This is a genomic window from Niabella hirudinis, from assembly GCF_051201075.1.
Lineage (GTDB): Bacteria > Bacteroidota > Bacteroidia > Chitinophagales > Chitinophagaceae > Niabella > Niabella hirudinis.
Genome location: NZ_JBPEHJ010000010.1, coordinates 87,662 through 112,411, shown reverse-complemented (window position 1 = coordinate 112,411; position 24,750 = coordinate 87,662). Strand labels below are relative to the sequence as shown.

Sequence of the window (24,750 nt, the reverse complement as noted above, 5' to 3'; positions counted from 1 at the left end):
TCATTGCAATAATCAGCATTTAAAAATTACACATGAAAAAAATGAAACTGATCATATACCTGACCGTTTTTCTTGCACTGGTGATCTCCTGTGAAAAAATGGATGCCTACAAAGATGTATTTCAAAAAGGAAAGGAGATATCGTACCCCGGCATCCTCGATTCAGCAAAAGTACTACCCGGTAATGGCAGGGTAATGATTACGGGGCTCTTTACGTCTGATCCTAAAATTGTTAAATATCGTATTTATTGGAACGGAGGGCTCGATTCCCTGGAAAAAGGGATCATACGTTCTGCCGGGGTAGATACGGTGCGCCAGATCATCGGCAATTTGCCTGAAGGGAATACCAGCTTTGGCATCAGGACTTTTGATGTAAAGGGAAATCCTTCCGTATTAGTCAGTGTCAGCGGTAATATTTATGGTAATAACTATCAAACAGGCATTATCAACCGGGGCATAAAATCAGCGGAATTTAACACCGCGGCAGGGCTGGTTATAGACTGGATAGAAGCGAACCCGACTTTGGTTGCAACATCGGTGGCGTACACAGCCATTAACGGATCGCAGAAGATATTTTGGACAGTGGACAATAAAGCCCACAAGGATACGATCCCGGATTTTAAACCGGGAGCCAGTATCGGTGTGCGTTCCAGGTATCTTCCTGAACCCGCTTCAATAGATACCTTTACCGTTTTAAAAGCAGATACCCTTAAAATTCTGGCTCCTTTTGACCGAACTAACTGGATTGTTACCGGGTTTTCCGATCAGGAAGCTACCGGGGAAGGTGTCAATAATGGCCGCGCTGTATTTGCATTTGATGGTGATCCGGCTACATTCTGGCATTCGCAATGGGATGCTGCACAACCGGTTTACCCGCATTGGGTGTCTGTTGATATGGGAACGTCAAACGTGATCAGCGGCCTGCTGATTTTTCCCAGGCAGGGAGGCGGAGGCGCCGGTACCCCCAAAGACGGAAAAATAGAAGTGAGCACAGATGGTACAACCTGGGCGGCTGCGGGAACCTTTGTTGTAGGTAATAGCAATACCGCTTATCAGAAAATAGTGTTGAAACAACCCACGGCTGCTGTTCGTTATGTTAAGGTTACATTTTTGACCAATTATAGCGGCCAGCCATGGCTGGGTATTGCAGAATTGAATATGTTTTAATGAGAATACACGAGAATACACACCCGGGCAGATCCAATGGACTGCACATCAGGCTGAAAAATTGGTTAGTTGTTTTAAACCTGCTCCTGGCGGCTGCCACGGCGGCCCAATCATACATGGCCGATGGGCGACTGCACTTGTTTCCCCGGCCCGCGGCTGTTGTGGGCGCGCCCGATCCGGTGCGCTCGTTAGACGGAAACTGGGAAATCAATCTCAATCCTTCTTCCCGTTTTTTTAACGACAGAGCTGCATCTGCAGACTGGAAAATTATAAAAGTGCCTGGTGAAGCGATGATGCAGGGGTTTAAAATAGTGCACGATACGGCTTTTGTATATCGTAAAAGGGTTGCCGTTCCAAAAGGTACAAAAGGCCGGCGTCATCTTATTCGTTTTAACGGTGTTTATAATCATGCCAACGTGTTTTTCAACGGACACTTTGTGCGCCGGCATTTTGGCGGCTTCACTGCCTGGGATGCCGATGTTACGGCGTTTGTTAAACCAGGACAGGACAACTGGCTGCATATTAGTATTACCGACAGGGCCGATGATATTTCCTACGCTTCGGGCTATGCGGGTCATCCTGTTGGCGGTATTACACGTAAGGTGCAATATTTGATCCTCCCGGATAACCCCGTACAATATTTATATGTAAATGCCGGGCTTGCCAATAATTATACAGCGGGTACGTTAAACATTGAGGCCCGGTTGCTTAAGCCGGGAAATGCAAAGCTGGAATATGAGCTGGCCGATGCTTCCGGTAAAACGATCCGGGGAACAATGCGGGTATTAACGCCATCGGGTAATTGCTGGACCGATAGTACCGGTTTCCCCGGAGTCAGAACATGGACGGCTGAAACGCCCTATAGGTATACACTGACATTGCGCGTTATCCAGGACGGTGTAGTGCAGCAAACCATCTTGCAGAAAATTGGTTTTCGTAACATCGAAATCAATACGGACCATGAGCTGCTGATCAACGGTAAAACGGTGAAACTCCGGGGCGCCTGCCGGCATGATATGCATCCGTTGCTGGGACGTAGCACCAACAGGGAGCAGGATAGCATTGATGTATTGCTCGCAAAAGAGGCCAATATGAATTTTATCCGCACATCGCATTATCCGCCTTCGGAGGATTTCCTGGAGTTTTGTGACCGGTATGGGCTCTATGTACAGGAGGAAACCGCCGTATGTTTTGCCCTGGGATGGAGAACGGAGCGGTATCTGAAATATCAGACCGAGAATAATCCGGAATATACCGGCCGCTACCTGGGTCAGCTAAGCGAGATGATCGACCGGGATCGGAATCATGCTGCGGTAATCATGTGGTCTATCGGGAATGAGAGCAACTACGGATCCAATTTTCAGAAAGAATATGAATTCGTAAAAATGGTGGATCCCGGCCGGCCGGTATCATGGTCGTTCCCCACAAATGCATTAAATCAAAATAAACGTTGTTTTGATATCCTGGTATCGCATTATCCCCGGTGGAACGGGGCGGGGAGTGATCTGGGCAAATATGAAAAAAATATGCAGGCTGAATACCCCATTATCGGCGATGAATGGGCACACGTGTCCTGCTACAATACCAGCCTTACAACCTATGATCCCAACGCGAAAGATGCCTGGGGAAAAAGCCTGGATTCTATGTGGATGTATCGTTTTGATGTAAAAGGCTACCTGGGCGGGGCGATATGGGGCATGATTGATGAAACATTTATGATGAAGGATACAATGGTAGGCTATGGTCCCTGGGGTATCGTAGATGTATGGCGCAGAAAAAAAGCGGAGTTCTGGAATGCCAAAAAAGCCTATTCACCCGTTCGGCTTGACGTGGGAAACTATACGATCAATGGCAATAAGCTTTCTATACCTGTGCACAACCGTTTCGATCATACTTCCTTAAAAGCGGTTGCGGCAACGGTTACCCGGGGAAGCAGGACAGTTCCTCTGATTTTACCCGATGTGCCGCCCCATCAGAAAGCCACGGTTACGGTACCTGTCAGCCCAGCTGATGCATTTGTTCTGATCCGGTTCAAAGGGAAAGATGGCGGGCTGATTGATGAAGAACGGATCGTTTTGAAAGTCCGCCCCGCGGAAGATTTTAAAAAGCATACGGCTGTATGGGAGGTAGAAAAAGGACCCGGCAGGATCCTTTTAAAGAGCGGCAATGCCCGGGTGATGATCAATAGTAAAACGGGAGAAATTGAAGAGGCCGGAACGGGCGCCGGTATGCTGATTACAGGGAACCCTGGTCCGGTGATCAACCGCCCCAAAGACGCCGGGGTTTTAAAAAATACAGAGGCTGTTTTCTCGGGGCAGTATAAGATCAGCACCTTCAGTTTTGACCAGAAAGCGCCGGATCAATTTGTTCTTCATAGCCAGGGGATGGTGGATAGTTTCCCGGCAGAGATGACCACTGTCCTGTACGCAGATGGACGGATGGAGCTGAGCTATATCATCGAAGGTGTTCCGCCTTATACCTGGGATGTGGGTATAGGACTTCCGGTGTCTTCATCGCTGGATAAGATCAGCTGGCGCCGTAAAGGGTACTGGACCACTTATCCGAAGGAACATCTGTCCGCCATTGAAGGCAGTGCTTCAAAAACAGGAGATGGCATCGAACAATATGGCGTTAAGCCGCAATTTGCCACCACCCGGGCTATGCAGGCTTTTGTACTGACGCGGGGAACGGATGCGTTACACCTGGTGCCCATGCCGGCCACGGAAATATACCGGGCAAAGAAAGAAAATTTTTACCATTATGCTGTATCCGGCAAAGCCGGTACGATCCAGGTACGGAGCGATGGCACCCAGGCCGCTAAAATGACTGTTCAAACAGATGGCAGCCAGCAATTGCTGATCAGCGATAAATGGGATTACTGGACCCTGAGTTGGGGCAACTACCAGGGGATCCGGAATAAGGGGGAAAAAATAGCAGGAAACACTTTTTTGCAATTAAAATAGCGTATAGTAAATAAAAGGCTGATAAAAACTTTAAATCTTGAGCATGCAAACAACAAATATTCTTTGGCAAACGGAAGAAGAACTTTTTCATATAGTTAAAAAGGAATTGTATACGGCTGTGGTGGGCGATATTATGGATAAGCTGGGATATCTTCACCAGTTCCTGCCGCCGCAGATAAAACCCCTCCGGCAGGATATGTTTGTGGTTGGCCGTGCAATGACGGTGTTGGAAGCGGATGTATTTGGCGAGGAAGGAAACCGTAACCCGGTACTAAAAAAACCATTCGGCCTGATGCTGGAAGCGCTGGATGATCTTAGGCCCAATGAGGTCTATGTTTGCTCAGGCTCATCGCCCTCCTATGCGTTATGGGGTGAGCTGATGAGTACCCGTGCGATGAAGCTCGGTGCAGTGGGGGCTGTGGTGGATGGCTATTCAAGAGATACCAATGGCATATTGGAGTTGGACTTTCCAACCTTCTCTTATGGCCGTTATGCACAGGATCAGGCACCCCGGGGTAAGGTGATTGATTTTCGCGTGCCGCTGGAGATAAAAGGAGTAAAGGTGAACCCGGGTGACATTATAATTGGCGACAGTGACGGAGTTTGTGTGGTGCCGGCAGAAATTGAAGAAGAGGTATTTACCGGGGCTATAGAGAAAGCTCGTGGTGAGAAAATAGTTCAAAAGAAAATACAGGATGGCATGAGCGCCAAAGAGGCCTTTGAAACGTATGGAATTATGTAGCAGGATCAATTGAAAAGCGAACAGGCGGTACTCCGGATTAACAAGGTTATAAAAGCATAGCTGCTGATTTAAATAATGAAAAAAAATATCTTTTTGTCTTTACAGCCACTTTCCCGGTGGATGTACATTCCGGTTTTTGGGGTTTTATTGTTGGCAACGGGTGTTGCCATGGCGCAGCGGGCGGTTACTGCCAAACCCTTCCTGGTGGAGGGTGTTGCACAACCGGTGATGCTTTTGAACGGTGCTTGGGATTTTAGTGTGGAGGGCCGGCCCGGGAAGGCCGCGATCAATGTGCCCGGTGAATGGGGAATGCAGGGATTTACTGTTAACGAAGGGGAAACAGCGTTGTATACCCGGCCCCTCAATATTCCGGAAGATTGGAGAGGAAAACGGATCATGCTGCGGTTTGAAGGAGTTAGTTCCCATGCCGCGGTGCTCGTGAACGGAAAAAAGCTGGCAGAGCACGAAGGCAGCTTTGTGCCCTTTGAGACAGATATTACAGAGGCGCTGCAGCAAACGGGCAATATATTACAGGTAGCTGTACAGGCGCTTACCATCAGCGACAGGCTGGCCTGTACCTCACAGTATGCAGTACATACGGTAGGCGGCATTCTTCGCAATGTAGTGCTTATGGCGGTGCCAGAAGTACATATCCGGGACCTGATTGTGACTACCAGCTTCGATAAAAAGTATAAAAATTGCGTGCTTTCGGTGAATGCGGGCTTGTCCGCTGCCGTTCCGGTATCGGTTCTTTATACACTTCGTAATAAGGAAGGGCAGTCTGTAGAAAAGAAATTATCAAATGCTGAATCTCAAATCTCAAAACAGGAACTCCGTATTCGTGGTCCGCATCAATGGAACCCCGAGTCGCCTTACCTGTACGAGCTTACGGCAGAATTGCAGCAAAACGGCAGAACCATTGAGGTTGTTAAACAAAAAGTCGGTTTCCGGCAGGTTGAAATAAAGGAAGCGCGTGTATATGTAAACGGGCAGCCCATCAAACTGCATGGTGTTAACCGGCATTCAGTGTACCCCCTCACGGGGCGGAGTATTGATGCGGAGCTGGATGTAAAGGATGCGGTATTGTTTCGCAATGCCAATTGCAATTTCATCCGCACTTCGCACTATCCGCCTACTGAGGCGTTTCTGAATGCCTGTGATTCACTTGGGCTTTTTGTGGAAGATGAGTCTTCGCTTTGCTGGATACAACACGGCGCTTCACCTATCTGGAAAAAATGGGATTACCAGGATGAACGGTTTCTGCCATATATGCTGCAGGCCAATGTCGAAAAAGTGGTGGCGCACCGCAATCATCCTTCCGTGATTTTATGGTCATTGGGTAATGAAAGTGCCTGGAGCCCGTTATGGGAAAAAGTAAATGCAGCTGTAAAGCAGCTGGATCCTACGCGTCCCACGTTGTTGCATGATCAATGCTGGGGAGGGTTCAATAATTATGGCAGTAAGGCGGATATTGCCAATTATCATTATCCAGGCCTCAATGGCGGAGCCGCTACAGATACCATGAGCCGTCCGGTGTTATTTGGAGAGTATGCGCACCTGGCTACCTACAACCGGCGGGAACTGCTGACTGATCCGGGGCAACGCGGTTTTTACGGGGCGCCGCTTGCCCGGATGTATGACTCCATGTATTATCATGATAAATGCCTGGGCGGCGCTATCTGGAGCGGAATCGATGATGTATTTCATTTGCCCGATGGCCGGATCGTGGGTTATGGCCCCTGGGGGCCGCTGGACGCATGGCGCCGGCAGAAACCGGAATATTTTGGAATGAAGAAGGCGTATACACCCGTAAAAGTAACCGGAATAGACATGGACAATAAAACCGGGAGATTCATAACGCTCCATATAGAAAACCGGTATGACTTTACTTCTTTAAAGGGTATAAAAATAACCGCTTTGTTTGATGATGATGCGGCGCAGCCATTGGCATCGATGATACCCGCAAGGGGAAACGGTACCCTGAAAATTCCGGTTAAAAAGGGAGCACAGCAACTACGGGTACAGTTTGCTGATCCACGGGGTTTCCTGGCAAATGAAGAGTTGTATGATTTACGGGAAGACAAACGGTCCACACACCCGCCATTGGCTGCGTATAAATTTGAGGTAGCTGAAAATGAATCGTCCATTGCCATCACGCGCGATAGCCTTCAATTTCTGATCAGTAAAAGCACGGGTATTATTACGAGCATAAGAAACGGCGGCCGCACGCTGGTATCCCGGGGGCCGGTATTTGCAGTGATTCCCCGCAACAGTGAGGATGGAGGTAAGCCAAATGTAGCAGGGGAAACTTATCAAAACGATATTTACCCGTTAAAAGGGTATTCGCTGTATACTACTTTTACAAATAATCTTGTTGTGCAAAAAATGGCAGACAGTGTACGGGTGAAGATGAACAGTAATTTTTCTGACGGCAGCCATGCTGGGATTACGTATACTTTTTTAGCGAACCGGCTGAAGGTGGAATACGAAATGGTGTACAAAGGCGGTGTGGAACAGCCTTACCAATATGGAATGTTGCTGCAATTGCCCAAAGATATGGACCAGTTAAGCTGGCAGCGCAAGGGCGAATTTACCGCGTATCCCGAAAATGATATTGCTCGTTTAAAGGGAACCGCCCGGCTCAACGCGAAATCTACGACAGGCGTGGAGGAGTGGGGCATAGTGCCGGCAAACGAATGGAAGGATGATGCCACTGAAATGGGCAGCAATGACTTTAGATCTTCCAAAAGGAATATCTACACGGTCGTGTTGAGAAACGAGGCGGGCCGCAGCATAAAAGCCTGGGGCAAGGGAAGACAAACCTCCCGCAGCTGGTTACAGGACGGTGCCATACAATGGCTGATAGCTGATTATTGTAACAACGGTTCTGAACCCTTTTATGGCAGTCCTTTTACGGAAGGCCGGATAAATATAAAAGGCCAAACGCTGAAAGGCGGGGTGGAACTGGAGTTTTAACAAAAAAGAGCAGCCACAATTTTACAGAATTTATAAGAGGCTGTATAAAAGAAAAGAAATGAAAAAGTCCTGGTGCATAATACTACTTTTTACCGCTGCAAAACTTTTTGCGGCCGACACCGCTTTTACCATAAATCGCTGGAGTATGATGCCGGTGCAGGTGAAAGGTCTGGAGCGTTTTGTGCTCAATCTTAATGGAACCTGGACGTTTAACCCTGCTCCGGCTGCAGGCTTTGAGAAAGAAGGCGATGCCGGTAAGGGATGGAAGTCTATTGAGGTGCCGGGTGAATGGGTAATGCAGGGATTTAAGGTTGATAAAAATAAACCTGCAGGATATATACGAAAATTTACCATACCTGAAGGCTGGAAAGGGAAGCGCTTTAAACTAAGGTGTGATGCGGTATACAGCGAATGCGAAATCTTTATCAATGGGCAAAAGGCCGGTTATCATTTGGGGGGCTTTACACCCTTTGAGCTGGATATAACAAACTATATACGCCCTGGCAAGCCCGCTGTTATCGCAATGAAAGTGAAAAACGAGAGCCCTGCAGATGCTGCAGCAAGCGCTACGGCCTACGCAGTACATCCTTTGGGGGGCATCACCAGGAAGATCCGTATAATAGCCATCCCGGAAATCAATGTTTCACTATTCCATGCCGCTACTATGTTTGATAAGGCATATGAAAATGCCACGCTGCACACAGAAATTGAGCTTACGAACGAAGCAGCTTTCATAGCAAAAGAAGCGGCACTTTATTTTGAACTGATAAATCCCGAAAGGAAGGTGGTACTTTCTAAAAAGATAATGATCCGGGAACACATTGCCCCGGGGGCATCCTTAAAAAAGCAATTTGATGTGGTCGTAGTAAAGCCCTTGAAATGGGATCCGGAACACCCGCATTTGTACACCTGGCGCATGAGGCTTGATGCCGGAAAACAAAGTGAAACGGTACAGCGCCGTATTGGGTTTCGACAGGTAGAAATAAGGGGCAACCAGGTATTTGTAAATAATGCCCCCATCAAGCTTAGGGGGGTATGCTGGCACCAGATCATGCCATTGCGCGGACGGTCGCTTTCGCCCGGGCAGGCGATGCAAGATGTAAAAATTTTCAGAGACGGGAACGTGAATTATATCCGTACCTCGCATTATCCACCTCCCGAGGAGTTTGTGGCAGCCTGCGATAGCCTGGGTATGTTTGTAGAAGCAGAGGCGCCGTTTTGCTGGGCGCACAGGGATTACAAACCAACGGAGGCTGATTCTGTGGCAGTGCTGCAATCGCAAACACTGGATATGATCAATCAGTTCCGCTCCCAGCCATCGGTTATCATCTGGTCAATTGGTAATGAAAGTCTGAAATATAAAGAATATTTCAGCCATACGGCGGCACTGGTAAAAAGGATGGATCCTACGCGGCCGCGCAATTTCAGTCAATGGAACCCCGATGCCGATGGCGGAGAACTGGAAATTGGCAATTATCACTATCCGGGTCCTGCGGGGCCGGATAAATATGCAAATGCCCCTCGCCCCATCGTGTTTGATGAATATGTGCATATTAATGCTTATAACCGTTTTGAGCTGGCGGCAGACCCGGGTGTGCGTGATGACTGGGGAATCGGCTTTGCCGCGATGTGGGAGCGGATGTACCAGGCAAAAGGTGTGCTGGGCGGGGCTATCTGGGGCGGGATCGATGATACCTTTGTACTGGGCGATACTACAGCCGTGGGCTATGGCACCTGGGGCGTCATTGATGGCTGGCGCAGGCAGAAACCGGAGTTCTGGCATATGAAAAAAGCGTATTCCCCGGTTCGGATCCTGCGGACAGCCAACTGGAAAGATGGGGTGATTCCATTGCAGATCGAAAACCGGCATTTCTTCACCAACCTCGACGAATGCAAAATACAATGGCAGGTAGGAAAGCAGTCGGGCCTTGTGCAGGCTCATATCAAACCCGGTCAGAGCGGAGCTGTGGCTATCCGCTGTCAGCAACCCGATGCGGGAGCCGTGCTCAGCATAAAGGTAACCGATGCCCGGGGCGTCCTGGCAGATGAATACCGGTTCGGCAATGTCGCTTCTGCAGCCGTATTGCCACCGGCACGCCGGGCCACGGATCAGCGTTGGCAATATGCAAAGAACAGCAATGGCATTACCGCACGCACGAAGGATTTTGAAGTGCGGTTAGACCGGGTGCATAACAGCCTGCAGGTATATCGCCAGGGACAAATGGTCCTCAATGGCCTGGCAGCCCTGATGCTGCTTCCCGTAAATGAGGACGGTGATGGAGTGCAAATGCTGGGCGGGCGCTATTATTTTCCCGCTTTTACGCCCGTGTGTACCAACAGGGTTATTCAGCAATATGATTTTAAAGAGAGTGAGGCGTCCTTTTCTATAACGGTTAAAGAAGGCTACCAGGAAGCGGGCGGCTATTGTATCTATACATTTAAAGCTGATGGTAACCTGCAAATACAGTATCAGTACGAGCTGAAAAGCCCCCTGAATCCGCGCCAGTGGGGAATAGTTTTTGATTTGTCTTCCGGGTTTACTACTTTGTCTTGGAAACGGAACGGGCTTTGGAATGCCTACCCGGAGAATCATATCGGCAGGTTGAGTGGAACTGCGGAAGCAACGAATGCCAACAAAATAAGCGGTGTCGCCGGTCCGCTGTCCCGGCCGGACAAGGATTGGATGTATGACCGTAATGCATGGGGGAGCAACGATTTTCGCTCCACCAAGATGAACATCCTGTACGCAGCACTTACCGATAAAAAAAATACCCTGGAGGTTATTGCCAATGGCCGGCAGCATGTCCGCAGCTGGATCGATGGCAACAGGGTTCGGTTGCTGGTGGCCGATTACTGTGGCCTGGGTTCCGAAGGCTTTTTTAAGGCGCACCGGGTTTTGTTTGAGAGGCCATTAAAAAAGGGGGATATTGTAAAAGGGCAGGTGGATCTGAAACTTAAATAGTAAACAAAGGCGCGGGGCGCCTGGTTGTTATTGATTTTAAAATTAGCGGGTATAATGAAAATAACAGATGTAAAAGTATGGCTGGTGGAAGGGGTGAAGTACAATTGGACTTTATTAAAAATCTACACGGATACCGGGCATACAGGCGTAGGTGAGGCCACCAACTGGCCGGGCAGCCCGATTGTTTATGAGGCAGCTAAACATGTTGGACGGCGGATTATTGGCCTGGACCCCATGAAAACGGATTTTATCTGGACCAAACTGTACCGGGATCTCAACTGGGTGGGTCCATACGGCGCCAGCATGTGCGCAATAAGCGGCATTGATATGGCATTGCTCGATCTGAAGGGCAAGGTATTCGGCGTTCCTTGTTATGAGCTGCTGGGTGGCGCTTTCAGAAAGGAGATATTGCTTTACGCAAACTATTGGTTTACGGGTGGTGGTCATAACGCTGCCGACTATGCTGCCCAGGCAAAAGCCGTAAAGGATGCCGGTTTTACCGGTTTAAAGTTTGATCCGTTTGCGCATACCAATTATTTGTATGGGGAAGACCTGGCGTCCAACCTCACACTTACTGCCGAGCAACAGGACCTTGCTTTTGAAGTCAGCAGGGCTGTACGGGACGCTGTGGGACCCGGGTTTGATATTATGATTGAGACCCATGCAATGCTGAACTACCGGGTTGCCGTAAAAATGGCGCAACGCCTTTCAACGCTGGATATTACATGGTATGAAGAGCCCGCCGGCCCGGAAAGCGCCGATACGCTGCGCGCCATGCGGGAGCGCATACCTTCCAATGTGTCAATCTGTGTTGGAGAACGGCACTACACAAGACATGGCATCCGGCCGGTACTGGAAAAAAATGTATGCGATATTATGATGCCGGACATCACCCGCTGCGGAGGACCAAGCGAAATGAAACGGATGGCAACGATGATGGAGGCCTACAACGTGTTGCTGGCCCCGCACAACCCGAACGGTCCGCTATCAACGCTGGCTTCGGCACATGTATGCGCATCTGTACCAAATTTTTTCAGGCAGGAATTTATGTTCAATGATGTGCCCTGGCGCGATACAGTGATCGATCATCCCATAAAGGATATGGTAAGCAATGGCATGCTGCAGCTAAGCGAACGCCCCGGGCTGGGGGCAGACCTGATGGAGGAAGAAATGGAAAAATACCCCGGCATTACCGAGCCGCGCGAAGGGTTTTATATATAACATTAAGGAAAGAAACCGAATAGTATGTTTCAGATCGATTTAAGCGGGAAAACCGTTCTTGTTAGTGGAGCCACAAGCGGGATCGGGCGTGGTATTGCCTGCCAGATGGCGCACGCGGGCGCACGTGTAAGCTGCTGTGCAACTACAGCGGAGGATCTTGGGCTGGTTGCAGAATTAGAATCGCTGGGCGCTGAAGCCATCTATATACCTTGTGATGTAACAAAGGAAGAAGACCTGGAGCAGCTTGTGAAAAAGACGGTAGGCGCTTTTGGGGGTATCGACATCCTGGTGTCTAACGCCGGCCAAAATGTATTTACCGGTGCGGAAAAAACAACATCAGAAGATTGGCAGTTTAACCTGGATCTGAACCTGACCGCACATTGGCGCCTTGCAAAACTATGCAAACCATACCTGGAGCAAAAAAGCGGTGTTATCATTATTATGTCTTCCAATCATGCGTTCGGCTCTATATCCGGATGTTTTCCATACAACCTTGCAAAAACGGCCCTCACCGGCCTGGTGCGCAGCCTGGCAACAGAATGGGCGCCGGCGATACGTACCGTGGGTATTGCACCGGGGTTTATTGATACGCCTGGCAACCAGGAGTGGTTTAACGCTTTTGCGGATGCTGCGGCTGAACGGGAACGTACGGTTGCCCTGCACCCGGTGAAAAGACTGGGTGCTACTGATGAGATCGGTGGCTGGTGCGTATTCCTTGCCAGTGATTACGCCGCTTTTGCCTCGGGCACTACCTACCTGGTTGATGGGGGCAGAAGCGCGTTGCTACAGGACGATTGAAACAACCCCGTGCCCCGAAGAACGGAGCATTTGGCGGGCGGGGCATGCAACAGCTTTTTATTACCACCGCACAAAGCGGTCTTGACGCTGCGGACCTGTGCCGGTACCGGTAAAGCGGAAGTTTGTTTATTACAGATACGGGGATACAGGGGCTGCCGGCGCATACTTTTAAATGCGATACAGAAAGGGGCTGGCGTATGCTGTAAGAAGCCGTACAACAAGCAATCCAAAACCAGATTTATTGGCTAAAATAAAGACACATGAAGCTTGAACTCATAGATTACCTGATCATTGCGATCTATTTTTTATTGGTCATCGGGATTGGGTTCCTGTTAAAAAGAAAAATAAAAACGGGTAACGATTTTCTGATGAGCAATCGCAGTATACCACTTTGGATTACCAGCCTGGCGTTCATTTCTGCTAATCTGAGCAAGAATTGAAAGGGTTGGTATACAGCTTAACGCCGCGGGAGCGTGATAGCGCCAAAGTCTGATATAAGAATCCGCCTTGGCTTGGTTTGGCGGTATTGATTGCCACGCTGTTTTTGAATATTGTTTTTTTCTAAAGAAAATAACTATGAACCGGATTTTTGATTTGCAATTTGCGATCGGATTATTTTTTCTCATTGTCGGTCTGTTATTGTTACTCTATTATATTCTTGGCGAGGCGGCTTCCGGAGCGAAGGTGAATCTTTACTGTGGTGTGCTGTTTGTGGTTTTTGGGGGATGTTTTTTGTTTTCGGTGATCGTGAAAAGAATAATAAGGTGTAAAATGGAGTTCTTTTTCCGGAAGTAAATGGTGGTTGCCGGTTGCCTGGTACTGTCGCTGCAAATTTTAAATTACAGATCTCATGAAACTTTTAAGAGCAACGATCATTACAACGATGAATCAACCATTATAACCAACCTGATAAAGATGCGGGCCAGGGGAGGTAACTACCTGGCCAACATGGCCCCTGGTGGAGAAGGCGCTGTTCCGGTTGTACACGGTTGCCGGATGCTGTTAAAATAATCTTCTAAATCAACATTGGTTGATCTCCAGGTGAGTAGCGTTTTTATAAAGGATGAGCCTTGGGATCTATCGGTAGATCCGCAAAAAACAGGAAAAAAAGAATTTGAGCTAAATAACCCTCCATGGCCTCTACAGAAAAGAGCTGGGTACGAATTGCTATTAATTGTAAAAAAAGCGGTACGGTTCAATGGCGTATAAAATTCAGGAAAAAATACTTCATAATGAAACGCTATTTACACCATTTGGTGGGGTAGAAATTTTTTATAACAGGCTTTCCAGCTGTAAAAAAACAGGAACCAGGGATCTTCCTTTTTCGGTCAAATGGTATTCGATGTGTAATGGTTTTTGCTTTATGATTATTTTGTTCAACAAGCCTGTTTCTTCCAGCTCTCTTAATGCAAGCGATAATGTTTGCCTGTTGGAACCCTGTATTTGACGCAATAAACCGCTAAATCGCAAAGGCGCTTTTGCGGCCAGGCGAAAAATCTCGGGCTTCCATTTGCCCGACAGCAGCTTTAGAAGCCCTTGTACAGGGCAGGTTTCCGCTTCCTGTGTCAAATTCCTGTTAGTCATAAATTTCTGACCTATTGCAAAACAGCGCAATAGGATACACCTTTGCACAAAGATAAAAAGAAACTCAATGATGCAACAGCAAAATAACCCGCTCTTATGTAATCCCGTTACCGGCGTTTGTGAAATGCCCGCCGGGGTGGCAGCAAAGGATGTACCTGTTATGATATCAGAAAAACCGGTTAAGGTGATTTATTTCACTGATCCCATCTGCTCTTCCTGCTGGGGTATTGAACCACAGCTCCGAAAACTGAAACTGGAATATGGCAGCAATCTGGAATTTGAATACCGCATGGGGGGGCTGTTGCCCGATTGGAGCTACAACAGCGGAGGCATTAGCAAACCATCGGATGTTGCCCACCATTGGGATGAGGTAAGTGTTTATTATGATATGCCCATTGACGGGGATATTTGGCTGGAAGATCCGCTGCACTCATCTTATCCGCCGTCTATCGCGTTTAAAGCGGCACAAATGCAAAACACTGAAAAAGCGGTGTTGTTTTTGAGAATCATCCGGGAAATGGTTTTTTTACAAAAAAAGAACATTATCCGGTGGGAGCATCTGGCAGAGGCTGCAACACAGGCCGGGCTGGATGCCGGGTTGCTGAAGGTTGATTTTGACGGCAACGCAAAATCGCTTTTTGAAGAAGACCTGAACCTGGCGCGCGCATGGGGGGTAAGAGGATTTCCTACCATGTTCTTTACAGACCCGGCAGGCAACAAAGAAATGGTTTATGGTACAAAACCGTATGCGGCCTATGAAGCAGCATTGCTGAAGCTGTATCCTGCTGCCATCAAAAGTAACTACAGCAGGGATGAGGGATCACTCTTTTCAAAATACCGGTCGCTGACGGCAAAAGAGTTTGCCGAACTTTCGGGTACGCCGCGGGCGGAGAGTGAGGCCTTGTTAAATGAACTGGTTACCAAAGGATCTGTAGAAAAACAAACAACCAAAAACGGCGCTATCTGGATGAATATACTTTAACTGCAAGGCCGCAAAGGTTCGCTAAGGTTTTGAGCTCCCTGCAGCTTCCTGCAACCTTTGCGGTTGATCTTTAAACACATTTTGTGGTTAAGCCTTCCTGGCCCTTCCCCCAAATTGCTTCGGAAAATAAGATAAGCTCAGCTGAAAATACCGCTGCAATCCCTGTGATACCATTGTGGTGGTGGTATTTCCGTTGGAATAGTTATTCACCGTTTGATTTTGACCCAGGATGTTGAATACGGATACCCGGGTCTCGAACATTTTTTTCTTTTTTGGGAAGATATACCCGGCAAAAGCATCCCAATTGATATTTTGAATGGGTTGACGGCTTACAGAAATGTTTTTATTATACCGGAAGTTGTTGCCCAACGTGAAATTTTTTGGCACTTTAAGGGTGACGCCTGCTGTGGTGGTATAAGACTGCGTTTTTGTGGGTGTATACGACTTGCGGTCACCCGATTGCTCTCCATTGATTCCCGAAATGGATTGCTGTACCGAAGCCTCTACAATACCGGGTGCGTTAAAAGACAGGCTGATGGACTGATTCTGATTTTTGTTTTTGTAACTAAGCAGGTCTCCGTCAATATATTGAGGTCCGCGGGCCGTTCCCCGGCTTCCACTATAGCTAAACTGGTAAGTATTCTTCCCGATGGGCATGGATACGTTTAAACGCAGGTTGCTATTAATAGTATTGTTGATGCCATAACCTGCGGCAAAATAGATGTTGCCCCGGCTGTAGTTGCTGTTCAGGTTAAATTCGATGGTTGTTTTTTTCAGCAGCGCCGATAAGCCGGCATTGAATCCCGTATTGAATATTTTGGATCCGGGTGTATTAATGTAATAGGAAGTGCTTCCGCCATTGCCATCATAAATAGTACTGTCTGATATGCCGTTGCGCTCATTATTATACCCGAAGTTGAGGTTGGTATGGTAGAAGTATTTTCTCTGAAAGCCACTGTTTCTGCTATAGGAAAGGCTGAGATTATAGTTGTTGGTGAACCGCGATTTCAGGTTGGGGTTGCCCACGGTCATATGATACCGGTTGACCGCGCTGTCCTGTATGGGGTATAACTGGTCGATGGTGGGTGCCGTAGCAGCACTGCGATGCGATAAATTCATGCCCATATTGGGCCCCTCGGTTTTGGAATAATTATACGAAATGGTGGAAGCCGGCGTAAAAAAATTATACATAAATGTACGGTTGCGATAGCTGAGGGTGGAAATGTTTTTTTGATAAAGCAGCTGGTTTTGCAGGTTCGTGCTGATTTGCAGGCTGCGCCGGAAACGATCGGTAACGTATTTTAAAAATGTTTTTTGCAGCTGCAAACCGGTGCTGTTGCTGATATTGGTGCTGCTGCTGAGGTTGGTGAGATTATTGTTTGGGTTGTATATATTGGTACTGGTATCGCGGTCGCTTACCTGGGCATTAATTTCGGAACGGGCGTAATGGGTGTTATTGATGAGTCCCATATTGATATTCCAGAAATTATGATCGTTGAACAGCAGCTGCCGCAGGCCTCCGTAATTTAATCCCAGGCTGCCGTTCAGGTTGGCGTTTTTGTTTACGTATTTCCGGTCGTACAAGTTGGTGTAAATACTATCTGTAAGTGCGTCAAAACGGCTATAGGTATTGTTGTTGCGGGTAGTATTGCCATAGCTGAGGGTATAGTTGGCCGAAAAATTGTTGGGGCCGGGGTCTTCATTTACGGAGTTGTTGCTGTAGTTGCCCCTGAGATTAAAATCATAGGCCCTGCTTTCTGAACGCGATTTGTTGGCCGACCGGCTGGCCTGGATGGAGTCATTCCGGTAGGACAGCATATTTCCTTCCGATGCTCCATCGGAGTTGGTATGGCGGTAAGACAGGCTGTTTGAAAAGGAGCGTTCCTTATTGCGGGAGGTATATTCGCCGCTGACTAACTGTGATAAAGAACGCGAGAGATTATAGCCACTGCTCACATCGGTAAATCTGGTGTCGCCCAGGGTTCGTACCGTAGTGCGGTTGTTGACGGCACTGTTCCTGTCGCCATTGATATTGTACCGTCCGGTTAAGGATTTTTCGTTAAAAAAATTGGCCACTTCGCTAAAGTTTTTCCGGTATGAGATGCCCGAGGCCCAATTATTCTGAAGGTTGAGGTCCTTGTTTTGCAATACGGGTTCAATATTTCCCAGGGCGTTTTTTGTGGTGCTGACCGCTGCGGTTAGCCCAAGATTTGTTTTTTTGTTATATACCTGCATCGATGTGTTGCCGCCGTAACTTTTATTGGTTCCGGCATTGGCGGTAAGGTTTCCAAAATGGCCTTTGCGTTTGTTAGCCTTTAGCTTGATGTTCATTACAACAGTGGTGTCTTTCTGGATATCTTCGATCTTTTGTTTATAAGGATCCACTTCCTGGTATACCTGTATTTTATCGATGGCGTGTTTGGGCAGGTTTTTGAGGGCCGTATTGGAACTGCCGTCAAAAAAAGGCCGGCCATCTACGTATACTTTTTTTACTTTTTTCCCATTTACGGTAATGCTGCTGTCCTGCCACTGCACCACCCCGGGCGTTCGCAGGAGGATTTCTTCGGCCACTTCTGTGGAGTCCAGCCGGATGCCCGCGGGGTTAATTTCGAGCGTATCGCCGTTCATGGTTACCGGAGCTACCGTTTTTACGATCACCTCCTGCAGTAGCTGTCCGGTATCTTTTACCAATAGTACATTGTTGAAATCCATAAGGCGGGTAGCAGTGTCCAGGTAAATATTTTTTACATGGGATACAAAGCCGGTATGACTGATGGATATATACAAGGGCGTTTTTAACGGGAGTTCTTTTATTTCAAAACTGCCTTGCTCCCCGGTTATCTCGTAATGAATGGCCGAAGAATCGGATTGTTTAAAAACGGTAACGGTGGCGGAGGGGAGGGCGCTGCTGTCGATGGAGCTGTGCACCCGGCCTTTAACAATACCTTTATTTTGTGCAGAGGACGCCATCCCAAAAAAGAGCAACAGGATAACCAGCAGCTGTTTCATGAATCTGTTTTTGGTTTTAAACGAAGGATAACGGGGTTATTGCCGGGTTTGCCCGTGGTATAAAACCGGTTGAGACTTTGATGGTACCTCAGATTTAATTTTTCGGCGCCTTTTTTCAGGCCGAAAAGTCTTCTTGCAGAAAGGCTTTGATAAATGTTTTTTTCATCAAAAGCGAGTACGGGCCCTTGCAGGGCAAACTGGTAGCTGCTGCTGTCGGCCTTTAGCTTACTACGGTCATAAAGCTGTTTTTCTTTTTTATCAAAAATATAATAGTTGTAGTTGAATCCCCGCTGTATGTTTAAAAAAAGAAAACGCTGCCCGTCAACGAAGTTGGTCACCATATTGCTGTTGCCCGAAAAAGGCTGGCTGCCCCGGGCGCCTGCTCTTGCCGTGGTAACAGTGATGCCCTCTATAGACATCTGGCCAAAGGAAACCGTGGAAAAACCGCCGCCCGGTAATGGAGCGCGGGTCGTTTTAGGAACGGCTATCTCATAGGCTTCGGTAAGTGTATCCGGCGTAAGCCTGTAAATAAAAGGCTGGAAGGGGCGCGATAAAAAAAGTACGGAACCGGTTGCCGCGGGAAAAAAACTGCATTGAAAGGCCGTGCGGCCGGAAAATACCGTGTCGCTGCGGGTATTGTACGGGAAATATTTTTGAATAAGCCGATCTTCCTGCATAATCTTTAATGCATAATCCTCTGTGCCGGAGTTATCGGCATCGGACCAGGCAAAGCTAAGGGCCAGTTTGTCATGATCGAATGCCACAGGATTGGTCAGCAGGAATGCGGGCGCCGGCAGGTTTTCCGCACGCAAGTTGGCCGGGTTCTCAAAATAAAGCCGGGTGGCCGTTACAAGGGGTATTGTTTTTACGGGCTTCTTTGTTAAGAAGGCATATAATGTTGCTGCTTTAATATTGTAGTTCCTGTTTTGGCTGAAAATGAGCAATGTATTGGCGCATGTATCCGGCTGAATAAATTGAATGCGGTAGCGCTTGTGTTTGTTTTTATATTTTGCGATGAATTTTCCCGTTTTGGTAAAGAACAGTACGGCATCGGTATCCGTATCCAGGATGATGAAGTATTGGTTCGTAACCACCAGCTGCTGCACCACTCCAAAAACCGATTGACGGCTTGTTTCCAGGGGAATAAATTCAGTTTCATCAAAAATGCTGTTGTAAGTGGTGTCTTTTGCTTTGGCCGGATCTAATAATACTGGCCGGGGCTGGGCACAAACAAAGTACCCTATTCCGATAAGCAAACTCAACAGCAATTGTTTTTTCATAACAGTAGAAGTGTTAATCAGTTGCTCAAATGTACGTGTGCCAATGCAGATGCAGCTTTTTTTTTGTATAGCGATTTGTTAATTCTGCCGGCAGAGGGGTGCAGGTAGCAAACGGAATGGCCGGCCAGCCCTACCTTTGGCGGCAAAAACGCGCTTTTTTGAAAGAGTGGGAGCCTGTCTTCATAAGATCATCCTTTTTTTTCATAAGGATATCCATTCTATTTACCTTTTTATGTACGCATCTTTGTGATTCTAAAATCGCTTCGGTATGAAAAGTCAGTATTCATTCAATACGTCCTATATCATCGGCATTTCCTTTATTTCTGCACTGGGTGGTTACCTGTTCGGGTTCGACTTTGCGGTGATCGCCGGGGCGCTTCCGTTTCTGAAAGAGCAATTTGGTTTTAATGAAGTACAGGAAGGGTTTGCCACAGCCTCGCTGGCGCTGGGGTGTATTGTCGGATGCCTGCTGGCCGGCCGGATATCTGATCGCTGGGGGCGTCGCAGGGGGCTGATGCTGGCCGCAGCGGTATTTTTTGTTTCATCTCTGGCAATGGCTTTTTCGCATAGCAGTGCCGTTTTCATTGCTGCCCGTTTTGCAGCGGGCATTGGTGTGGGAATGGCCTCGGTTTTGTCGCCCATGTATATTGCCGAAGTTGCACCCACCAATATGCGCGGCCGCATGGTGGCCATCAACCAGCTAACGATTGTGATTGGCATTTTTGTTACCAACCTTGTCAACTATAGTTTACGGAATGAAGGGGCAGATGCCTGGCGCTGGATGGTGGGACTGGGCGCCATACCCTCCGCGCTTTTTTTATTAGGTGTTTGCTGGCTGCCGGAGAGCCCGCGCTGGCTGGCCAAGGCTGGTCATCTTTTTGCTGCGGAAAAAATACTAAAAAAGATTGGAGGTGGAGATTATGCAGCACACACACTGGAGGCGATCCGGAAATCGGTTGCCGGCGATACCGTGGTCCGTTATAAGGATGTATTCCAGCGCTCCGTTTTCCCGGTGGTATTGATCGGTATCGGCCTGGCGGTATTTCAGCAGCTCTGCGGCATCAATGTTGTGTTTAATTATACCGCAAATATTTTTGAAAGCGTGGGCTTTAGCCAGGACGATCAGTTAAAACAAACCGTGTTCATCGGACTGGTAAATATGGTCTGTACCCTGGTAGCCATGTGGCAGGTAGATAAGCTGGGGCGCAAGCCATTGATGCTGCTGGGTGCTGTAGGACTCACCCTTTTATATATTGTAAGCGCCACCCTGCTGAAGCAGCAATCGGCAGCCGCCTCCTGGTCGCTGCTGGCTGCCATTGGCCTGTATGCCATGACACTGGCGCCGGTTACCTGGGTGCTTATCTCGGAGATCTTTCCCAATAAGGTAAGGGGGGCCGCTACGTCGGTTGCAGTACTGGCCCTATGGGCTTCCTATGCGGTGCTGACCTTTACCTTTCCGATACTGGCGAAAAATTTGGGTACCTATACACCGTTCTATATTTATGCGGGTGTCTGCGTGCTCGGCTTTTTGTTTGTAAAGTTCCGGGTAAAGGAAACCAAAGGAAAGTCGCTGGAAGAAATGGATGCCGTTTTTTCCGGCCATTGATCACGATAACTAAAATTAAATTATAAAACGAAGATGATGGAAGTGCATGCCTGGCAGGAAGTGGTGAGGATCCCAACCTATAAAACCGGTAAACCCGATAAGAATCCGATGTTTCTGGAAAAGCGGGTGTACCAGGGGAGCAGCGGGGTCGTATATCCTTACCAGGTGATCGATAAAGTATATGATGAAAAAGAAGAGAAGGAATGGACGGCTCTATACCTGGAGAACGACTACCTGAAAGTAATGATCCTTCCGGAGCTGGGCGGGCGCATACAGATGGCGTATGATAAAACCAACGACTACCATTTTGTATATCACAACCGGGTAATAAAGCCGGCGCTGGTAGGCCTGCTGGGGCCCTGGATCAGTGGCGGCATCGAATTTAACTGGCCGCAGCACCATCGCCCCACCACTTTTGATGCGACCGATTTTCAGATCGTTGAAAATAAGGATGGCAGCAAAACCGTATGGGTAAATGAGTACGAGCAAATGTTTGGTACCAAGTGTGCCCTGGGCTTTACCCTGTATGCGGATAGGGCTTATATAGAGCTGGAAGCAAAACTGTATAACCGCACACCCTTCCCGCAAACCTTTTTGTGGTGGGCCAACCCGGCGGTGGCCGTGGATGAACACTATCAAAGTGTATTTCCCCCGGATGTAAATGCTGTTTTTGATCATGGGAAACGCGATGTAAGTTCCTTTCCCATTGCAACGGGCACCTATTATAAGGTAGATTATGCGCCGGGTACGGATATATCCATCTATACCAATATTCCCGTACCTACTTCCTATATGGCCGTTAACAGCGCCTTCAATTTTGTGGGGGGGTATCATCATCAGAAAAAGGCCGGGATCATGCACGTGGCCGATCATCACGTAAGCCCGGGTAAAAAGCAGTGGACCTGGGGCTGCGGTGAATTTGGCAAGGCCTGGGACCGGCAGCTTACCGATGAGGATGGTCCCTATTTTGAACTGATGTGCGGCGTGTATACCGATAACCAGCCGGATTTTAGCTGGATCATGCCCAATGAAGTACGAGCCTTCAAACAATACTTCATGCCCTATAAGAACATCGGGTATGTAAAGAATGCTTCCATAGATGCGATGGTGAACCTGGAGACTGAAGAGCATACCGCCACGGTTCTGGTATACGTAACAAAAGAGCGGCCGGTGACGATCCGGCTGGTGCAGGCTGAACAGGAGCTCTTTTCAGAAACTGCGTTGTTGTCGCCCCTGAAAAGTTTTGAAAAACAGATTGCCCTCAGTGAGGTATGGGATACCCGCCAATTAAAAGTGGAAGTGCTGGATGAAGGCGGAAAATTGTTGATCGCTTATACCCCGGTAGAACGCAATACAGAAGCCATACCGGATCCGGCAAAACCCATACTGCGGCCCGGAGCACTTGCCACCAACGAAGAACTGTACCTTGCGGGCCTGCACCTGGAGCAATACCGGCATGCAACCTATTCGCCGTTGGATTATTACCGCGAAGCATTAAAACGGGATGCAACAGATCTGCGGTGCAACAATGCGATGGGGCTTTGGTACCTGCGTCGTGGCCAGTTTGAAACCGCAGAGCCTTATCTCCGCAAAGCGGTAGAAAAGCTGACGGCGAAGAACCCCAATCCTTATGATGGTGAGCCCTTGTATAACCTGGGCCTCTGCCTGTGCTACCAGCACCGGTTACATGAAGCGAAAGACTGGTTGTATAAAAGTACCTGGAATGCGGCCCTGCAGGACAATGCTTACCTGCAACTGGCATACATCAGTGCGTTGCAGAACGACTGGGAAGCCTGCGCCGGGTTTGCTGAAAAATCTGTTTTAAGGAACTGTCATAGTCTGAAAGCGCGTCATATAAAAGCAGTGGCATTGCGGAAATTGCTGCGCGGGGAAGAAGCTGCCGCTTTGCTAAAAGAAACATTGGCTATTGATGTGTTTGATTTTGCCGCGTGGTTTGAGTGGTGCAGACACCTGCAGCAGCACCAAAGCGCAGCGGCTGCAGAGGAGGCATTGCAGCAGCTGCAAGGGCTGATGCGTAACCGTTCTTATTCCTTTATAGAGATGGCCCTGCAATATGCCGCTGCCGGCCTCTATGAAGAGGCAATAGCGTTCTTGTCAATGACGGCAGCGCAGACAACCGACCCGATGGTTGATTATTACCTGGGTTATTTTAATCATTTGTCCGGCAACACTGAGCGCGCGGCGGAATGGCTGCAGCGGGCGTTTGGCAGGAAGCCGGATGGCGTGTTCCCCAACCGGATCGAAGACATTGCAGTGCTGAAGACCGCAGTGGAACTGAATCCAGGCGATTACAAGGCCCTCTATTACCTCGGTAATTTTTTCTATGGAAAACGGCTCTATGAACAGGCGCGTACCTGCTGGGAACAGTCATTAGCCATTAACCCGGATTTTGCCACCACGAACAGGAATCTCGGGATCGCTTATTATAATAAATTCAGTAAAAAAGAAGAAGCACTTCGTTTGTTCGAGAGGGCATTTGATGCGGACCCATCCGATTCGAGGGTGTTATTTGAACTGGATCAGTTAAAGAAGCGTTTTAACATTCATCCGGAAACACGCTTGTCGTACCTGAACCAATACCCGGAGCTGGTAAGGGACCGTGATGATCTTTATATTGAATACATTGGGTTGTATTCCCTGCTGGGCCGGTTTGAAGAGGCCGGCCGGCTGCTGAGTGCCCGTAACTTTCACCCCTGGGAGGGAGGGGAGGGCAAAACCTCCGGGCAGCATATACTGATCCATGTGGAGCTTGCCAGGCAGTTGCTGGCAAAAAATGACCTGGATAATGCAGGTAGTTTGTTGCATAAGGCACAGGAATACCCTGTGAACCTTGGAGAAGGAAAACTGTATGGCGCACAGGAGAATGATATCGACTACTGGCTGGGATGTGTAGCGGAAGCCGGTGACAACCGGGCTACAGCAACGGTTTACTGGGAGAAAGCAGCAGTAGGTCTTTCTGAACCAGCCCCTGCCATTTATTATAATGATCAGCAGCCCGATAAGATCTTTTACCAGGGAATGGCGTTGCTGAAATTGGGAAGGCATGCGGAAGCGGAACAGCGGTTCCGCAACCTGATCCGCTATGGTGAAGCACACTTGAATGATACGGTTACGATCGATTTTTTTGCCGTATCCCTTCCGGATCTGATGATCTTTGATGATGATCTGAACCTGCGTAACAGGATCCATTGTTTTTATCTGAAGGGGCTGGGGCACCTGGGCCTGGGTAACAGGGCTGAAGCCGATCAGTACCTGGGCCAGGTATTGGAGCTGGACCCCGCACATACAGGGGCAACCCTGCACCGGAGCCTGGTACCTGTTTCGTAGCAGTTTGCAACCTGATTATTTTGCAGGGGTGTTAATGGAAAAGCGTGCTTGCTGCTGCATCCGGTGCGGGAATGTTGCCGGCTGGGATTTGAGTAAATTCGATAAAAAATAAC

The 24,750-nt window shown here is 48.4% G+C and carries 15 protein-coding genes; 12 read left to right on the top strand and 3 right to left on the bottom strand.

All coding sequences use genetic code 11. From position 1 onward, the window contains the following. The first annotated feature begins 32 nt into the window (after nucleotides 1-32). The 9 genes from GGU45_RS17465 (at nucleotide 33) to GGU45_RS17425 (ending at nucleotide 13,839) form a co-directional block, all read left to right on the top strand. Nucleotides 33-1,166, top strand: a complete 1,134-nt coding sequence (locus tag GGU45_RS17465; protein ID WP_435226902.1) for a DUF4998 domain-containing protein — start codon at nucleotides 33-35, stop codon at nucleotides 1,164-1,166. Then, on the top strand, nucleotides 1,166-4,129 hold the full coding sequence (locus GGU45_RS17460) for a glycoside hydrolase family 2 protein (protein WP_435226900.1): 2,964 nt from the start codon (nucleotides 1,166-1,168) through the stop codon (nucleotides 4,127-4,129). Before GGU45_RS17465 ends, GGU45_RS17460 begins: the two co-directional genes overlap by 1 nt. Before the next feature lie 43 nt (nucleotides 4,130-4,172). After that, nucleotides 4,173-4,871 carry an RraA family protein gene (locus tag GGU45_RS17455; RefSeq protein WP_435226898.1) on the top strand — a complete coding sequence of 233 codons (699 nt, stop codon included), beginning with the start codon at nucleotides 4,173-4,175 and terminating at the stop codon, nucleotides 4,869-4,871. Between the two features lie 75 nt (nucleotides 4,872-4,946). Then, entirely contained in the window at nucleotides 4,947-7,847 is a 2,901-nt protein-coding gene (locus GGU45_RS17450) for a glycoside hydrolase family 2 TIM barrel-domain containing protein (RefSeq protein WP_435226896.1), read from the top strand. 58 nt (nucleotides 7,848-7,905) lie between these two features. After that, entirely contained in the window at nucleotides 7,906-10,809 is a 2,904-nt protein-coding gene (locus GGU45_RS17445) for a glycoside hydrolase family 2 protein (RefSeq protein ID WP_435226894.1), read from the top strand. 54 nt (nucleotides 10,810-10,863) lie between these two features. Continuing rightward, nucleotides 10,864-12,030, top strand: a complete 1,167-nt coding sequence (locus tag GGU45_RS17440) for a mandelate racemase/muconate lactonizing enzyme family protein (protein WP_435226893.1) — start codon at nucleotides 10,864-10,866, stop codon at nucleotides 12,028-12,030. Between the two features lie 24 nt (nucleotides 12,031-12,054). After that, nucleotides 12,055-12,828 (top strand): SDR family NAD(P)-dependent oxidoreductase, encoded by a 774-nt coding sequence (locus GGU45_RS17435; RefSeq protein WP_435226891.1) that lies wholly within the window; start codon nucleotides 12,055-12,057, stop codon nucleotides 12,826-12,828. A 260-nt stretch (nucleotides 12,829-13,088) separates the two neighbouring features. Beyond that, the gene (locus tag GGU45_RS17430) at nucleotides 13,089-13,268 is read left to right on the top strand and encodes a hypothetical protein (RefSeq protein ID WP_435226890.1); all 180 of its coding nucleotides are present in this window, start codon (nucleotides 13,089-13,091) and stop codon (nucleotides 13,266-13,268) included. Between the two features lie 355 nt (nucleotides 13,269-13,623). Beyond that, on the top strand, nucleotides 13,624-13,839 hold the full coding sequence (locus GGU45_RS17425; RefSeq protein ID WP_435226888.1) for a hypothetical protein: 216 nt from the start codon (nucleotides 13,624-13,626) through the stop codon (nucleotides 13,837-13,839). Between the two features lie 261 nt (nucleotides 13,840-14,100). Here the strand turns inward: GGU45_RS17425 and GGU45_RS17420 are convergent, their stop codons facing one another. Then, the gene (locus GGU45_RS17420; RefSeq protein ID WP_435226886.1) at nucleotides 14,101-14,412 is read right to left on the bottom strand and encodes a winged helix-turn-helix transcriptional regulator; all 312 of its coding nucleotides are present in this window, start codon (nucleotides 14,410-14,412) and stop codon (nucleotides 14,101-14,103) included. Nucleotides 14,413-14,479: 67 nt separating this feature from the next. Here GGU45_RS17420 and GGU45_RS17415 point away from each other — a divergent pair, with 67 nt between their 5' ends. Then, on the top strand, nucleotides 14,480-15,394 hold the full coding sequence (locus GGU45_RS17415) for a ClpXP adapter SpxH family protein (RefSeq protein ID WP_435226885.1): 915 nt from the start codon (nucleotides 14,480-14,482) through the stop codon (nucleotides 15,392-15,394). A gap of 87 nt (nucleotides 15,395-15,481) precedes the next feature. On the opposite strand, the gene GGU45_RS17410 is transcribed toward GGU45_RS17415, so the two are convergent. Together GGU45_RS17410 and GGU45_RS17405 are read right to left on the bottom strand one after the other, a co-directional pair. Then, nucleotides 15,482-18,403 (bottom strand): outer membrane beta-barrel protein, encoded by a 2,922-nt coding sequence (locus tag GGU45_RS17410; protein ID WP_435226883.1) that lies wholly within the window; start codon nucleotides 18,401-18,403, stop codon nucleotides 15,482-15,484. Beyond that, a complete protein-coding gene (locus GGU45_RS17405) occupies nucleotides 18,400-19,683 on the bottom strand; it encodes a 6-bladed beta-propeller (protein WP_435226882.1) in 1,284 nt (427 codons plus the stop codon). The genes GGU45_RS17410 and GGU45_RS17405 overlap by 4 nt, the downstream gene beginning before the upstream one ends. A gap of 268 nt (nucleotides 19,684-19,951) precedes the next feature. Between GGU45_RS17405 and GGU45_RS17400 the strand changes: the two genes are divergently transcribed. Next, nucleotides 19,952-21,289 (top strand): sugar porter family MFS transporter, encoded by a 1,338-nt coding sequence (locus GGU45_RS17400; protein ID WP_435226881.1) that lies wholly within the window; start codon nucleotides 19,952-19,954, stop codon nucleotides 21,287-21,289. A gap of 33 nt (nucleotides 21,290-21,322) precedes the next feature. Beyond that, on the top strand, nucleotides 21,323-24,637 hold the full coding sequence (locus tag GGU45_RS17395) for a DUF5107 domain-containing protein (protein ID WP_435226879.1): 3,315 nt from the start codon (nucleotides 21,323-21,325) through the stop codon (nucleotides 24,635-24,637). Nucleotides 24,638-24,750: the final 113 nt, after the last annotated feature.